The following is a 15,801-nucleotide window of genomic DNA, read 5'->3' as shown; positions in this document are numbered from 1 at the left end:
CGTGCAAGTCAGCTCCCCTACAACTGCCCCGAACACTATGCGGGCCTTCCGCCCAGTATTTTCGTGCGCTGCGGCCGGAAGCCAGCAGTCGCGAGCAAAGCGAGGGTAACTGTCACGCCGGCGGTAATCCCGTAGGCCATCGGGTTCCACTCCAGATACAGCGAAAACCGGATCGCCTCCACCGCATGGGTGAACGGATTGAACTGACAGATCCAGTACAGCCAGGGACTGGCCTCATTCATGCGCCAGAGCGGATAGAGCGCTGAGGACATGAAGAACATCGGGAAGATTACGAAGTTCATCACCCCTGCAAAGTTCTCCAACTGTTTGATCCATGTGGCGATCAATAGCCCCAACGCGCCCAGCATCAGGCTGGTAAGAATCAACGCTGGCAATACGGCCAGGTAACCCCAGAGCGGTGGCTCTACATCCATCAGCAGTGCCAGCAGCAGGAACACATACACCTGGCCGATGGACACCACACCCATGGCCAGCAGTTTGGTCACCAGCAGGAAGGGCCGGGGCAGGGGGCTCATCAGCAACACACGCATACTGCCCAACTCCCGGTCGTAGACCATGGACAAGGCGCCCTGCATGCTGTTGAACAGGATGATCATGCCGCACAGCCCGGGGGCAATGTAGGTCTCGTAGGTGATGTAGGTCTGATAGGGCGGGATGATGGAAATGCCCAGTACCGCCCGGAACCCGGCAGCGAATACCACCAGCCAGAGCAGTGGCCGGACCAGGGCGCTGGCGAAGCGGGTGCGCTGCTGCCAGAACCGCAACCATTCTCGTGTCTGGATGCCTACGAAACAATGCCAGTAGTGAGCTGCTTTCATATCAGCCGGCTCCGGTCAGGGAATGGAAGGTTTCGGCCAGGTCCCGGGTGCCGGCGGCTTCGCAGATGGCCTGGCCTTTACCGTCAGCCAGCAACTGGCCCTGGTGCAGGATCAGGACCCGGTCTTCCGCACGGACTTCCTCGATCAGGTGGGTAGCCCAGAGCACGGTCAGGTCGTCTTCCTTGCATAGGGTTCTTACGTGTTCGTTGAGCGCTTTTCGGCTGGCCACGTCCAGGCCCACCGTGGGTTCGTCGAGCAACAACAGCGAGGGTTCATGCAGCAAGGCGCGGGCAATTTCCACCCGCCGTCGGTGGCCGCCGTTGAGCTGGCGGACGGCATCGTTGGCCCGGTCCAGCAGGCTGAAGCGTTCCAGCTCCCGGTCACCCCGAGCCCTGGCTTCCTTGCGGGAAAGGCCATGCAGCGCGGCGTGGTACTGCAGGTTCTGGCGGACGGTCAGATCCAGGTCCAGGGCGTTCTGCTGGAACACCACGCCGATCTGGCGCATGGCATCGGCAGGCTGCTTTTTCAGAGACTGCCCGGCCATGAAGATATCGCCCTGCTGCAGGGCTAGTAGCCGTGTGAGCAGCCCGAACAGGGTTGATTTGCCGGCACCGTTGGGTCCGAGCAAGGCGTGGAAGCGGCCAGAGGTCAGCGCAAAGCTGACCTCCCGGAGCACCGGCTTGTCGCCGTAACGAAAGCTGAGGTTGCTCGCTTCGATGGTCATGAAGTCGGGTCGATGACCACACCCCAGGGGTAGCGGCCTACCTTGATGGACTTGATCACCTTCAGGTCTTCCACATCAATCACGGACACGTCACCGGAGACCCCGTTGGTGGTGTAAAGGTGCTTTTCGTCTTTATCCAGGTCCAACTGCCAAACGCGGCTACCTACCAGAAGATAGTCCAGGACTTCGTAGGACTGGGCGTCTACGACCGCCACATGGTTTGAGGGGCCCAGGGCCACGAAGGCATATTTGCCATCAGAGGTCAGCTCGATACCCACCGGCTGGACCCGATCCGGGCTAACGCCGGGTACCTTGAATGACATCTCGTGGACCTGCTCCAGGTTGTCTACATCAATGATGTGGACGGTACCGCCGATTTCAGCAGAGGCCCAGGCGATTTTACTGTCCTTGCTGAACTCGACATGGCGCGGGCGCTGGCCAACAACGATGTTTTTCTCGATCTCGAAGGTTTCGGTGTTGATCCAGTGCAGCATGCTGGTGGTTTCGGAGGTGTTTACTGCCCACTTACCATCCGGGCTCACCGCCATGCCTTCGGGTTCGATACCCACATCAATCTGGGCCAGGACCTCCTTGGTCTCAACATCCACCACGGTCACGATCGCATCATCTTCGTTGGCGATGTACAGATGTTTGTTGTTAGGGTGCAGGGAAAACTGCTCCGGATCCTCCCCTGAGGGCAAAGTGTCAACAATCTTGCGGGTGGCCAGGTCAAAAACCTGTACGGTATCGTCATCGCTGGCGCAGATGTAGAGCTTGGTGTAGTCCTTGGACAGCAGAATGCCCCGGGGGCGCTGGCCAACATCGATGGTTTCGACCACTTCCTGGGTTTCGGTATCGATGATGGAAAGCGTGTTGTCCTTCTCATTGGAGACATAGGCCAGGCTGGCCAGTGCGGGCGTGGACAGGCCAATCATGGTGGCCAGCGCGGTTTGCTTGAACAGGTTTTTCATGGGTAACTCCTTCTTGTTTTGAGTGCTGCTGCCTTGGCGGTCAGTTGTTGATCCGGCATTTACTTTCAGGCTTGTCGTAACCGAGAGTGTCCATCTCGCTTTCGGGATGCAGGAAGCCTTCAAACGGTGCCTGGGCAACCAGGCCTCTGGGATGCACCAGCGGAATCGGCTGACGGAGTTGGCCATTCCAGTCCCGGAAGGTGAGCTTCCGGCCCTTGAAGCCAGCAAGGTCAAATTTGTCGCTGAACAGGAAGTCCCTGATGGCAGGCGCATCGGCTTTACTGATGGCCGTCACAGCGGTGCCGATGGCTCGCACTGCAGCCCAGGCCGCGTAGTCTTCGCTGTTCATATTTCGGCCTGACAGTTCCCGGAACCGGTTCTGAAGCTGGGCAGCGCCCCAGCTTTCCACCACCCGGTGCCAGGCAACCGGTGTCATGCCCTGGGTTCCCACCACCGGGCGCGGCAGCCAGGTGTTGAACGGCACATATTCACCAAAGTCACCCCGGACATCGGCAACGACTACCGCGTCGTAGTCGTCGCCCTGGGTAAACAGGGGCAGTTCCTTTGAAGCGGTCCGGCGCAGATCCGCATCGAAGGTCCATGGCTTATCTTCAACGATGTCTAATCCAAAACGCTTGCTGGTGCGGCGGAAGGCCTCGGCCCAGGCTTTGTCTTCTGGTGTCGGGCCGGTTATCAGAAACAACTCCTGCCAGCGGCGTTGCTTCAGCCACTGTCCCAGGGCATCCGTCAGCATGGCGTGGCTGGGTATGGTGTGTAACAGGTTAGCGTGGCAGCTGGCGGTCCTCAGGGCATTGTCCCGGGCACCGGCATTAAACAGCAGTGTTTTGTCGTCGGCACTTTCGACAACCTTGCGGAGGGTTTGGCCGGGAATCCGGGTAATGATCAGGTCGATACCGGCGTCCTGCAGTTCGGTAAAGGCGGCCAGGGCAGTCTCTTCAGAATCCGTCACACGGGTTTCCAGAAGATAGTTCTGCCCCAGAAACTTGCCGGAGGTGTTGTTGTCTGCCAGGGCAAGCTCAGTACCTCTCAAACCGGCATCTTCCGGTTCCGGGATGACATTGGAAAGTACCGGCCCCTGATCGGGTACGAACTGCAGGTAACCGATACGAATATCCAGGGCAAACGCGGGTGTGGCTGTTGCTAAGGCGCCGATCAGCGTGCATCGGGTAACGGCTGTCATCAGGGTCTGTCTGATGGAGAGGGTCATGGCATTCTCCGAGTTTTTATTGTCCTTCCAGCTTATGGAAGGGAAATCCTCCCGGAAATATTCATAAAGTAGGAATGTGCCGGTACTAAAGAACTATTCCTGCAAAAAATGGCCGCCGTAGCATGTAGGTAAGGCCTCTAAATACCGCCAGATGGATAACGACATGACCGCCTACCGGAAACTTTCCCTGCTGATGCTGGCCGTTTTCCTGCTTGTATATGCAGTGGGCGGGGTGTTCTACACCCTTCAGGCGAGGGGAGATATTGAGCGGGAACTTGGGTCAGTGATGGAGCTGGCCGCAAGTCTTCCAGCACCAACGCAGCTGGCGCCGGAGCTGGTACCGGAAATGCGGCATCTCAGACCGGTTTCCGTTGGTGAGGCGGTTTCGGGTACCACACGGGAAATGCCGGATTGGTTTTATCGCCTGATGGCAGATGGCATTCCCGCTCAGGCGGTGAACGGCTGGCAGCTGGATCCTGCAGACGAAATCGAAGAAATCTGGGAGAGCTTTGTGCTGATCTCCGCGGCCTTTTTGCTTGGCATGACTCTTTGCTTTGTGGCCCTTGGTTGGGCTATCCGGCAGGGATTGCGGCCCCTGGCGGAGCTTGGCGAGGCTATGGCGAGTGTTGAGCGGGGCCAGCTGGCATCGAGGCTGGGTGCACAGAATCTGCAGGAGGTGAACGACCTGGTGGCGCGCTTCAATACCATGGCGGCTGCCCTGGAGCAAGAGCAGAAAACGGTGCGCGAGCTGATGACGGAACTTTTACGGGTCCAGGATCGGGAGCGTGAACACATAGCCCGGGTTCTGCATGACGACCTGGGTCAGTATCTGACCGGTATTCGCGCCCAGGCGAGGGCATGGCTGTACGACCCGGCGCTGAACAGTGAACAGAAAAAACAGGCCAGTGAACTTGCGCATCATTGCGAAACTGTGCAAAAGCACTTCCGGCACCTGTTGCAGGACTTGCATCCGTTGGTGATGGAGCAGCTGGGGCTGAACTCGGCCATAAGCCACCTGGCCGAGCAGTGGCAACAACTCAGTGGCCTTAGCTGCCAGTTAGAGCTGGATGATTGCTTGCCGGAACTGACCGGTGAGCAGCAAACACACCTTTACCGTTTCTTGCAGGAAGCATTAAACAACATTTCCCGACATGCCCAGGCTACACGGGCATCACTGACAGTTGCCCAGTCAAGCGGTGCGCTGGAGGTGGTGGTTTGCGATAACGGTCGTGGTACCGGGGATCTGTCGGACTGTCGCGGTTTGGGGTTGCGTTCGATGCGCGAACGGGCCCGATGTCTGGGTGGCCGGATGGAACTGTTCAGCCATCTGGGAGAGGGCACCCGGGTATTGCTGGCGATGCCGGCGGCGGGAGCGGGTTCGCCTTCGGCCGGTTCAGGAGGTTAACGAATGAAACTGATGATTGTGGATGATCACCTGGTTGTCCGGCAGGGTATCGCCAACCTGCTGCGCAATCTGTTGCCGGCAGTCGCGATTACTGAGCTGGACAATGGGCAGGATGCCGTTGCCCGATATGGCAGTATTCAACCCGATGTGCTGATGCTCGACATGGGCCTGCCGGATATCTCCGGTCTTGAAGTAGCTCGCCGTATCCGCCAGCGCTGGCGGACTGCGGCCATTCTGTTTTTTACCATGCACGATGAACTACCCATGGTCCGGCAGGCGCTTGATGTGGGCGCGATGGGGTTTGTGTCGAAGAACTGTGCTCCGGAAGAACTGGCTGATGCCGTTCGAAGGGTAGGCGCCGGCCAGCCCTACATTGAACATCCGATTGCGACCCGGCTTGCCTTGAACCGGGAACGCCCTGTGGACCGTCGTCTGCGGGATATGACCCAGCGCGAAATGGAAGTGTTGCTGATGTTTGCCCGTGGTGATGCCGTGGCCAGAATCGCGGAACGTCTGTGCGTTAGCAGCAAAACCGTTTCCAACCATCTGGCGTTACTGAAAAGCAAGTTGCAGGTGGAATCGTCCATCGAACTGGTGCACCTGGCCGTTGATGCCGGGCTGGTGCGTTTCGGGCAGGGGCTTGATGCTGGCAATGCCTGAGCCGGACCCCGCCCTCTCCGGGTGCGCTTACCAGTCAAAGGGGCAGTCTGTGCAGCCTTCCATAAATGTGCCTTCAAAGGTGGCAAAGTGAATCCTTGCCCCGGATAACCGGGCCTTGGCAAGGTTGGCGTGCCCGAACTTGGCTTCCTGGAGGTCTGCTCCGGTGAGGTCTGCTCCTTGCAGGTTTGCTTTGGGCAACCAGGCAATTTCAAAGCTGCTGAACGGTGCCCGGGTATCGGCCAGTGTTGCTCCTGAAAAGCGGGAAAAGGCGAAGTTGGCGCCGGAAATATCCGTTCCGGTGAAGTCCGCTCCCTGGGCAAACAGGTATTCGCCTTGAAGGCCTGGCAGGGTGGCATTACGAACCTTGGCGCCGCGCAGGGATGCCCGGTAGAGCTGTAGCCGGTAGCCTGTGGCATTGTCCAGTTTTGCACCATTGAGGTTGGCACCCCGAAGGTTTGTGTGGTTGAGGGTGGCACCGGTAAGGTTTGATCCCCGCAAATCTGCGCCGCGAAGGTTCAGGTTTGACAGGTCTGCGGCTCGCAAGTCAGCGCCCGGGCAAGCGGTTTCTGCCTCCAGTTTGCAACCGTTGATCACCTGAACAGTGTCCAGGTGGGCCATGTCATCGTTGGCCATGGCCGGAAAAACAGCCGAGGTCAGTAGAGTTGCTGTGATCCATAATTTCATGTCTGGCTCTCTTTTTGTTTGGACATTCTTTGGCATGAAAAGGCCCGGCAATGCCGGGCCTGGCAGGTCAGCGCTCAGCGTGAAGCCTGTGCCCATGACGGCAGCTTGAACACCCAGAATGATCCGCCCTGGGAAATCGGTTTGGTCAGCTCAGCCATGTCGCCGCCCCAAAGGGGTACAGCGCCGCCATAGCCGGAGGTGACACCGATGTACTGCTCGCCATCCATTTCCCAGGTGATGGGTGGGGAAATGATTCCGGAGCCGGTCTGGAACTTCCAGAGCTCCTCCCCGGTTTCGGCGTCAAAGGCTTTGAGAAAACCGTCGCCAGTCCCGGTGAATACAAGCCCACCCTTGGTCGTGAGCACACCGGCCCATAACGGCATCTTCTCTTTATGCTCCCACTCGATCTCGCCAGTGAGCGGGTTCATCGCTCTCAACACGCCTACGTGGTCATCGTACATGCGTTTGATGCGGAAGCCCTGGCCCAGATAAGCAGCCCCTTTCTTGTAGGTGACTTCTTCAGTCCAGTAGTCTTCTTTCCAGTGGTTGGCGGGAATGTAGAACAGGCCAGTGTCCTGGCTGTAAGCCATCGGGTTCCAGTTCTTGCCGCCCAGGAAGGGCGGTGATACTTCAATGGCTTCGCCCCGGGTTTCACCTTCCGGAACAGGGGGTGGCCGCTGGCCTTTGACTGCAATAGGGCGACCGTTCTTGTCGATACCCTTTGCCCAGGTGATGTTGTCCACAAACGGGAAGCCTTTCTTGAATTCGCCGTTGGTGCGGTCCACCACATAGAAAAAGCCGTTGCGGTCGGCGTGGGCAGTGGCTTTTACCTGTTCTCCGCCTTCGGTGTACTCAAACAGTACCAGCTCGTTGTTGCCGGAGAAGTCCCAGGCATCGTTGGGGGTATGCTGGTAGAACCATTTCACCTCGCCGGTGGTTGGGTCTACGCCAACCTGTCCTGATGTGTATAGGTTGTCGTAATCGGCCGGATCTCCACCGGGCGCTGTTCTGGCCCAGGTATTCCAGGGGGCCGGGTTGCCGGCACCGATGATGATGGTATTGGTTTCCGGGTCAAAACTGGCGCTTTGCCAGGGCGCTCCGCCGCCGTGGCTCCAGGCTTCTACCTTGCCGGTCGGGCTGTTGGGGTCATCCGGCCAGCTGGGAGCCCTGGGGTCGCCGGTGGGGGTGCTTTTCTCGCCGTTGAGGCGCCCGTAATGGCCTTCAACGAAGGGACGCATCCAGACTTCCTCACCGGTGTCCGGATCCCGGGCGAAGAGTTTGCCCACCACACCGAACTCGTCTCCGGAAGAGCCGTGGATCAGCAGAACCTTTCCGGTTTTCTGGTCTTTCACCAGCGTCGGGGCGCCGGTCATGGTGTAGCCTTCTTCGTGGTCAGCGAACTTCTTGCGCCAGGCGATTTTCCCGGTGTCTTTATTCAGGGCCACAATGCCCGCATCCAGAGTGCCGAAGAAAACCTTGTCGCCAAAAATGGCAGCGCCGCGGTTCACCACATCACAGCAGGGCCGAATGCCTTCCGGCAGACGATGGTTGTATTCCCATAGCCGTTCCCCGGTTTTTGCATCGAGTGCATACAGCCGGGAGTAGGAGCCGGTAACGTAGATCACACCGTCGTGTACCAGCGCCTGAGACTCCTGGCCCCGTTGTTTTTCATCCCCGAACGAGAATGACCAGGCGGGAACCAGCCTCTCGATATTGTCCTTGTTGATGGTTGTCATCGGGCTGTAGCGCTGGGCCTTGGGGCCGATACCATAGCCCAGAACATCCTGGGTGGTTTCGGCGTCGTTTACGATGTCTTCCCAGCTCACTTCTTTTGCCTGAGTGGTCATGCTCAAGGCGCCCGCAGTCCCCATCGCCAGGGCCAGGCTGATGCCCCTGATCAGTGGATGTTGTCGACGATTCATATTCCTTCCCCTTGATTGTTGTTGTGAACAGCGCGTTAAGAACGCTGACGTTCCGAGTATTGGCAAATGCCCGGTAGTCCGGCGACGGAAAATGACAGGTGATGTTCGGGAAAATGTCAGAAATTATCGGGAAAATTTCCCGGATGATCGGTTTCTTGCTGAAAAATGGCTGGATTTTCGGTTTCAGGATGCTGCCTTGTGCTTTCGCCTTCGCCCGGATCGTGTACTACCAAGGAACTAAGCCGGAAACCCCAAAGTGGCATTCGGAACAGCGGTACAGGTTCTTAAACTGTTTGGCAGTGAGTTGGCAACCGACAAATCCAATAGCCAACACTGGGGCAACCAAATAGAGGTAGCAACAATGACAATGCCTATTTCAATCAGACCGCTTATTGCCATCGTGCTGGCAGGTGCTGCCGGTTTGGCCATGGCTCATGGCAACGTGACACCACAGCCGGTAAACACCGGTAACCTGCCTTCTCTTGGCGACGAAGTGCGTATGGAGAATCCATTCCGTGAAGGAAATGAGTTGAGTGAGTACTACAGTGAAGCCGTGAAAGTGGGCGAAAGCGCCTATGCCGGCAACTGTGCCAGTTGCCATGGTATTCGTGCCATGTCGGGCGGGCTGACGCCGGACCTGCGGGAGCTGACGGAGTGGGATGACGAGTACTTTATTACCCGGGTGCGTAACGGTACCGACCGGGGTATGCCGTCCTGGAAGAAAAGCCTGGATCAGAACGCAATGTGGGCCATCCGGACCTATGTTGAGTCTCTGCCCAAGCCTGAATAACGCCATGATTGTCCAGATGCTCTGAACATAGCCGGCCCTGTGCCGGCTCGCTGTCGTTGGGGGAACCAATAATGAAAATAATTCTATCCTTTCTGATCTCTGTGTTCTTGTCGCTGCCCGTGGTGGCCCAGGAGGTTAACGATGGTGACGAGCTGCTGAACCGGCCGGCGGATCGCACTTACGACATCGTTCTGGATTCCGGTTACCTGAAAGTGGGGGTATATCGGGACTTTCCTCCCTACTCCTATGAGGTGGATGGGCAGCCCCGGGGTATTGATGTGGAACTAGGGAAGCTGATTGCACAGGAAATGGGTGTGGAGTTCCGAGTGCACTGGATCATCCCGGACGAAGAGCTGGGAGATGACCTGCGCAACAACGTGTGGAAAGGCCACTACCTGGACAAGCAGCGGCTGGCGGACGTGATGATGCGGGTGCCTTACGACAAGCAGTACGCCTACATGCAGGATTCCACCGGTGAATACATCAATGAGCAGGTGGTGCTGTTCGGCCCCTACCAGCAGGAAACCTGGCAAATTGCCTATAACCCGGAAAAGCTCGATACCGTCGATACCGTGGCGGTGTTCCAGTACCACCCCATCGGTGTTGAGATTGATACCTTGCCGGATTTCTATCTGAGTTCCGCGTTGCAGGGGCGAATGCGCAACCAGGTGCGCCACTACCCCAACGTCAGGGCAGCGTTTGAAGCCATGCGCAATGGCGAGGTCAGTGCCGTTATGGGGATGCGAGCAGAAATCCACCATGAGCTGGCAAAGCCTGAGAATGAGGCCTTTATGCAGGCCCAGAATGGTTTCCCGGGGTTGATGAAGCAGGTCTGGGATGTGGGAATGGCGGTCAAGCATACCCACCGTCAGCTGGGTTATGCCATTGAGGGAATTGTTAATCGACTGGTTACCGAGGGAACCCTTAGTGAGGCTTTCACCGGAATGGAGCTTGCTTACAGCGTGCCGGGCTATTACCGGGATTTCCTGAGTGAGGAAGCCATTGCGCAGGCAGAAGGCCAGAAATAGGGCGGGTCTTACTACCAAGTGATGAGAAAACCTGTCCGTGGGGGCAATTGTTGAGTTTGCGAGGTTTGCGAAAAATCAACGCAGGGTCGGGAAAACTTCCCGGTTCGGCTCGAAACTGACAACAAGAGACTTGGAGAGCGCAACCATGAGATCGAACAAATTCGGGATTCGCATTGCCGCCAGTGCACTGGCACTGGCCGTATCCTGCGGGGCCCATGCGGTAACCGATGAAGATATTCTGAAAGACGCCGAAACCACCGACGACATCGTTAGCTATGGCATGGGCCTCCAGGGCCAGCGCTTCAGCCCACTGACGGACCTGAATACCGACAATGTAAAACACCTGCAGCCGGTGTGGGGCTTTGCCTTTGGTGGTGAGAAAATGAGGGGGCAGGAATCCCAGCCCATGATCAAGGACGGCGTGATGTATGTAACGGCTTCCTATTCCCGTGTCTATGCCATTGATGTGAAGACCGGTGAGGAAATCTGGCAGTACGATGCCCGGCTGCCGGATGGCATCATGCCTTGCTGCGACGTGGTTAACCGGGGTGTGGCGCTGTATAACGACAAGGTGATCTTCGGCACTCTGGACGCAAAGCTGGTGGCGCTGAATAAAGACACCGGCAAGCCCATGTGGATCAAGAAAGTAGCTGATTACCAGGCAGGTTATGCCATCACAGCTGCACCACTGATTGTTAAGGGCAAAGTGATCACCGGCGTATCCGGCGGTGAATTCGGTATTGTGGGTAAGGTAGAGGCCTACGACGCTAACACTGGTGACCTGATGTGGACCCGTCCGACCGTTGAAGGCCACATGGGGTACGTCTACAAAGACGGCAAGAAAATCGAGAGCGGTATTTCTGGTGGTAAAGCCGGACAGACCTGGCCGGGCGATATGTGGAAAAATGGTGGTGCTGCAACCTGGCTGGGCGGCACCTACGATGAAGAGACCGACTCTCTGTTCTTTGGCACAGGCAACCCGGCTCCCTGGAACTCTCATCTGCGCCCGGGCGACAATCTGTTCTCGTCTTCACGCCTGGCCATTGATCCTGATGATGGCAGCATCAAGTGGCACTTCCAGACCACGCCCCATGACGGCTGGGATTACGATGGCGTAAACGAGTTGATCTCGTTTGATCTTAAGGAAAACGGCAAGACCATCAAAGCGGCGGCTACTGCTGACCGTAACGGCTTCTTCTACGTGCTTAACCGCGAGAACGGTGATTTCATTCGCGGCTTCCCGTTTGTCGACAAGATCACCTGGGCTGAAGGCCTGGATCCGGAAACCGGCCGGCCGATCTTTGCCGAGAACGGTCGCCCTGGCGATCCCTCGAACTCTGAAGCTGGCAAGGGTGAAACGGTAGTGGCCCAACCGGCCTTCCTGGGCGGCAAGAACTGGATGCCGATGGCCTACAACCCGCAAACCGAGCTCTTCTACGTGCCGTCGAACGAGTGGTCGATGGACATCTGGAACGAGCCAGTTTCCTATAAGAAGGGCGCGGCTTTCCTGGGTGCCGGCTTCACCATCAAGCCCGCGAATGAAGACTATATCGGCGTGCTCCGGGCCATGGATCCGAAAACCGGTGAGGAAGTCTGGCGCTACGAGAACCCGGCCCCTCTTTGGGGTGGCGTAATGACCACTGCGGGAGACCTGGTGTTCACAGGAACCCCGGAAGGCTACCTGAAAGCCTTTGATGCGAAGACCGGCGAAGAACTCTACAAGTTCAATACCGGTTCAGGCGTGGTTGGTACACCGGTCACCTGGACCATGGATGGCGAACAGTACGTGTCAGTCCTCTCTGGCTGGGGTGGTGCTGTACCCCTTTGGGGCGGGGAAGTGGCCAAGGTGGTCAAGGATTTCAACCAGGGTGGTATGGTCTGGACGTTCAAGCTGCCCAAGGATCGTGTTGCCGCTAAATAAGCTGAGTTGAGTGTCTCTTCGGGCTGCCTGCGGGTGGCCCTTTTTTTATCTTTGCGATTGCTGGCACCCCGGCATCTACTACCAAGGTACCAGTGGTTCCCCTCCAACGAATCATTCACGAATCAGCGTGTGGCGACTACATTGAATACGTAAACGCGAAAGGCCGCGTTGCCAAGCGACAAACACAACAAAGAGGTCAACGTCATGATCTACGCACAACCAGGTAAGGAAGGCTCCGTTGTTTCATTCAAATCCCGCTACGAGAACTACATTGGCGGTGAATGGGTAGCGCCGGTAAAAGGCCAGTATTTCGAAAATATCACGCCGGTCACCGGCGAGGTTTTCTGTGAAATTCCGCGTTCCAGCGCTGAAGACATCGAGCTGGCGCTCGACGCCGCCCACAAGGCCGCGCCGGCCTGGGGCAAAACATCCCCTACAGAGCGTTCCAACATCCTGCTTAAAATTGCTGATCGTATCGAGGCCAATCTCGAAAAGCTGGCGGTGGCGGAGACCTGGGACAACGGCAAGGCCGTTCGTGAAACCCTGAATGCCGACATCCCGCTGGCGGCCGACCACTTCCGTTACTTCGCAGGCTGCCTGCGTGCCCAGGAAGGTCACATGGGTGAGATCGACCACAACACCGTAGCTTATCATTTCCATGAACCGCTGGGCGTGGTTGGTCAGATTATCCCCTGGAACTTCCCGCTGCTGATGGCGGCCTGGAAGCTGGGCCCATGCCTGGCCGCCGGTAACTGCACCGTGCTGAAACCCGCCGAGCAGACCCCGGCCAGCATCCTGGTGCTGATGGAAATCATTGGCGACTTGCTGCCGCCGGGCGTGCTCAACATTGTCAACGGCTACGGCATCGAAGCCGGCCAGGCCCTGGCCACCAGCAAGCGTATTGCCAAGATCGCCTTCACTGGCTCCACCCCGGTTGGCTCGCACATCCTCAAGTGTGCAGCCGAAAACATTATTCCGTCCACGGTTGAGCTGGGTGGCAAGTCCCCTAACATCTATTTCTCTGATGTGATGAAGGCAGAGCCGGAGTTCATCGACAAGTGCGTGGAAGGCCTGGTGCTGGCGTTCTTCAACCAGGGCGAAGTCTGCACCTGCCCGTCACGGGCGCTGGTTCAGGAAGATATGTTCGAAGAGTTCATGCAGAAAGTGGTTGAGCGCACCAAGGCCATCAAGCGTGGCAACCCGTTGGATACCGACGTTCAGGTTGGTGCTCAGGCGTCCAAGGAACAGTTCGACAAAATCATGTCGTACATGGAAATTGGTCGTCAGGAAGGCGCGGTTGTGCTGACCGGTGGTGACCGCGAGCATCTGGAAGGCGAGTTCAACAACGGTTTCTACATCCAGCCGACCCTGTTCAAGGGCGACAACAAGATGCGGGTGTTCCAGGAAGAAATCTTCGGCCCGGTGGTGGGCGTCACCACCTTTAAGACCGAGGAAGAAGCCCTGGCCATCGCCAACGACACCGAGTTTGGTCTGGGTGCCGGCGTGTGGACCCGCGACACCAATCTTGCGTACCGCATGGGCCGCAATATCCAGGCCGGTCGGGTCTGGATGAACTGCTACCACGCATACCCTGCCCACGCGGCCTTCGGTGGTTACAAGAAGTCCGGTGTTGGCCGCGAGACCCACAAGATGGCGCTGGAACACTATCAGCAGACCAAGTGTATGTTGACCAGCTACGACACTAATCCTCTTGGATTTTTCTGATCTGTAAACGGCAGTAAGGGGTCGGTTCGTACCGGTCCCGTTTTTGTGTGACCGCACAGGGATTGTGCTTTTGTTAAACCCGGCACCTGCCGGGGCGCTCTTCCGAGCGCGGGAATAGATTTGCCTCTCTTTTTGGCCCGATCCCAGGGCCTTTTTTATTTGATTTAATAGACGATCGGTCGTATTCTTTTGTTAATTAATTAGACGGTCGGTCTAAAATATAGGAGTGGATGTGGATACGTTTCCAGTCAAGCGCAAAAGAGGGCGGCCCCCTAAAAGTCAGAGCGCCGGTTATCAGGACACCCGGCAGGCTTTGATTGGGGTTGGGCTGGCAGCGTTAACAGAGAAGGGTTATTCCTACACAGGGCTTGATGAAATTTTGCGCCAGGCCAAGGTGCCTAAAGGCTCTTTCTACCATTACTTCGACAACAAAGAAGCTTTCGGTAAAGCGCTGATTGAGGCCTACGGCCTGTTTTTCGCCAACAAGCTGGAACGTTCGTTAGCGGACAGTTCCCTGACACCGCTTGCCAGAATTCAGGGTTTTGTGGAAGACGCCAAGCTTGGCATGGAAAAGTTCGATTACAGGCGCGGTTGCCTGATCGGAAATATGGGGCAGGAAATGGCTGCGCTGCCGGAGAGTTTTCGCGGCCTGCTAAGTGATGTATTCCGAGATTGGGAAGCCCGGATAGCCCGGGTACTTGAAGAAGCCCGACAGGCGGGGGAGGCTCCCCAGCACTTGGTGCCGGAGCAGATGGCACAGTTTTTCTGGATTGGTTGGGAGGGCGCGGTATTGCGCGCCAAGCTCGAGCAGTCCTCGCAACCTCTGGAGCAATTTGCCAGCGGCTTTATGGCGTTGGTGCGTGGTTGCTGATCAAGCAGCCTGATTCAAATCACAAAACAGAATCGTTGGAGGCAATATGTTCAAAGGTATTTTGATGGAAGGCAGCCGGGGCGACCAGCAAGTGTCCCTAAAATCCATTGACGAGGCTTGGTTGCCGGAAGGTGATGTCTCCGTCGATGTCGCCTACAGCACGCTGAACTACAAGGATGCATTGGCGATTACTGGCACTGCTCCGATTGCGAAATCCTACCCGATGGTTCCGGGCATTGATTTGGCCGGTGTGGTCACTGAATCATCCAACCCGGAGTTTAAAGCCGGTGATGAAGTCGTGCTCAACGGCTGGGGTGTCGGTGAAAAACATTGGGGTGGCCTTGCTCAGAAAGCGCGCTTGTCAGGTGATTGGCTGATTCCGCTACCAGCATCGTTTACAGCGCGCCAGGCCATGGCCATCGGCACCGCAGGGTATACCGCGATGTTGTGCGTGTTGGCGTTGGAAAAACACGGCGTCACACCGGATTCCGGCGACATCTTAGTCACTGGCGCAACCGGCGGCGTCGGCAGTGTTGCCGTCGCGATTCTGGCCAAGTTAGGCTATTCGGTGACGGCGGTAACAGGTAAGCCAGAAGAGGAAAGTTATCTCAGATCTCTTGGCGCCAAACAGATTCTGGATCGAGCGGAATTGAGCGAGCCGGGTAAGCCTTTGGCCCGGGAAACCTGGGCGGGTGCAATTGATGTTGCTGGGGGTCATGTTCTGGCCAACGTGTGCGCTGGTATGAAGTATCGAGGCGTTGTCGCGGCTTGTGGGCTGGCTGCGGGCATGGACTTCCCTGCGACGGTCGCGCCTTTTATTCTCCGGAGCGTTACCTTGTGCGGTGTCGACAGTGTCATGGCACCCAAAAAGGACCGCCTAGAGGCTTGGGAACGGCTGGCGCAAGACCTTTCCCCGGAACTGCTGGACAGCATGATCACCGAAGTGCCATTTGATGAGGCCATCCAGGCCGCGAGCCAGTTTATGGACGGAACCATTCGTGGGCGCATCGTGATCCCCGTAGCCGAATAGCCC

The 15,801-nt window shown here is 57.3% G+C and carries 14 protein-coding genes; 8 read left to right on the top strand and 6 right to left on the bottom strand.

What is annotated here, in order from left to right:
• Nucleotides 1-35: 35 nt before the first annotated feature.
• The 4 genes from DOQ08_RS09190 to DOQ08_RS09175 are packed head-to-tail and all read right to left on the bottom strand — an operon-like array spanning nt 36 to nt 3,762.
• On the bottom strand, nt 36-839 hold the full coding sequence (locus tag DOQ08_RS09190; RefSeq protein ID WP_114334591.1) for an ABC transporter permease: 804 nt from the start codon (nt 837-839) through the stop codon (nt 36-38).
• A 1-nt stretch (nt 840) separates the two neighbouring features.
• Nucleotides 841-1,563 carry an ABC transporter ATP-binding protein gene (locus tag DOQ08_RS09185; protein WP_114334590.1) on the bottom strand — a complete coding sequence of 241 codons (723 nt, stop codon included), beginning with the start codon at nt 1,561-1,563 and terminating at the stop codon, nt 841-843.
• On the bottom strand, nt 1,560-2,534 hold the full coding sequence (locus DOQ08_RS09180; protein WP_114334589.1) for a YVTN family beta-propeller repeat protein: 975 nt from the start codon (nt 2,532-2,534) through the stop codon (nt 1,560-1,562). Before DOQ08_RS09180 ends, DOQ08_RS09185 begins: the two co-directional genes overlap by 4 nt.
• 40 nt (nt 2,535-2,574) lie before the next feature.
• Entirely contained in the window at nt 2,575-3,762 is a 1,188-nt protein-coding gene (locus tag DOQ08_RS09175) for an ABC transporter substrate-binding protein (RefSeq protein WP_227537561.1), read from the bottom strand.
• Between the two features lie 163 nt (nt 3,763-3,925).
• Here DOQ08_RS09175 and DOQ08_RS09170 point away from each other — a divergent pair, with 163 nt between their 5' ends.
• Nucleotides 3,926-5,167: a sensor histidine kinase gene (locus DOQ08_RS09170; protein ID WP_114334588.1), complete on the top strand. Its 1,242-nt coding sequence runs from the start codon at nt 3,926-3,928 to the stop codon at nt 5,165-5,167.
• 3 nt (nt 5,168-5,170) lie between these two features.
• A complete protein-coding gene (locus DOQ08_RS09165) occupies nt 5,171-5,827 on the top strand; it encodes a response regulator (protein WP_058341844.1) in 657 nt (218 codons plus the stop codon).
• A gap of 27 nt (nt 5,828-5,854) precedes the next feature.
• On the opposite strand, the gene DOQ08_RS09160 is transcribed toward DOQ08_RS09165, so the two are convergent.
• Complete coding sequence (locus DOQ08_RS09160; RefSeq protein ID WP_114334744.1) at nt 5,855-6,511, bottom strand: pentapeptide repeat-containing protein; 657 nt, start codon at nt 6,509-6,511, stop codon at nt 5,855-5,857.
• 74 nt (nt 6,512-6,585) lie between these two features.
• Nucleotides 6,586-8,433: a methanol/ethanol family PQQ-dependent dehydrogenase gene (locus DOQ08_RS09155; protein ID WP_114334587.1), complete on the bottom strand. Its 1,848-nt coding sequence runs from the start codon at nt 8,431-8,433 to the stop codon at nt 6,586-6,588.
• Between the two features lie 361 nt (nt 8,434-8,794).
• Here DOQ08_RS09155 and pedF point away from each other — a divergent pair, with 361 nt between their 5' ends.
• The 6 genes from pedF to acuI all read left to right on the top strand — a co-directional run bounded on the left by pedF (nt 8,795) and on the right by acuI (nt 15,798).
• Nucleotides 8,795-9,223: a cytochrome c-550 PedF gene (gene pedF / locus DOQ08_RS09150; protein ID WP_114334743.1), complete on the top strand. Its 429-nt coding sequence runs from the start codon at nt 8,795-8,797 to the stop codon at nt 9,221-9,223.
• Nucleotides 9,224-9,294: 71 nt separating this feature from the next.
• Nucleotides 9,295-10,251 (top strand): substrate-binding periplasmic protein, encoded by a 957-nt coding sequence (locus DOQ08_RS09145; RefSeq protein ID WP_114334586.1) that lies wholly within the window; start codon nt 9,295-9,297, stop codon nt 10,249-10,251.
• A 145-nt stretch (nt 10,252-10,396) separates the two neighbouring features.
• On the top strand, nt 10,397-12,172 hold the full coding sequence (locus DOQ08_RS09140) for a PQQ-dependent methanol/ethanol family dehydrogenase (protein ID WP_114334585.1): 1,776 nt from the start codon (nt 10,397-10,399) through the stop codon (nt 12,170-12,172).
• Between the two features lie 204 nt (nt 12,173-12,376).
• Nucleotides 12,377-13,897, top strand: coding sequence for an acetaldehyde dehydrogenase ExaC (exaC, locus tag DOQ08_RS09135; protein ID WP_058341837.1), 1,521 nt, complete (start codon nt 12,377-12,379; stop codon nt 13,895-13,897).
• Between the two features lie 232 nt (nt 13,898-14,129).
• Nucleotides 14,130-14,768: an acrylate utilization transcriptional regulator AcuR gene (gene acuR, locus DOQ08_RS09130; RefSeq protein ID WP_114334584.1), complete on the top strand. Its 639-nt coding sequence runs from the start codon at nt 14,130-14,132 to the stop codon at nt 14,766-14,768.
• 46 nt (nt 14,769-14,814) lie between these two features.
• Nucleotides 14,815-15,798 (top strand): acrylyl-CoA reductase (NADPH), encoded by a 984-nt coding sequence (gene acuI, locus DOQ08_RS09125; protein WP_114334583.1) that lies wholly within the window; start codon nt 14,815-14,817, stop codon nt 15,796-15,798.
• Nucleotides 15,799-15,801: the final 3 nt, after the last annotated feature.

This window comes from Marinobacter litoralis (genome assembly GCF_003336705.1).
In the GTDB taxonomy this organism is placed as follows: domain Bacteria; phylum Pseudomonadota; class Gammaproteobacteria; order Pseudomonadales; family Oleiphilaceae; genus Marinobacter; species Marinobacter litoralis.
Note: the sequence above shows the minus strand (reverse complement) of the source record. Positions and strands in the feature narration are given on the sequence as shown.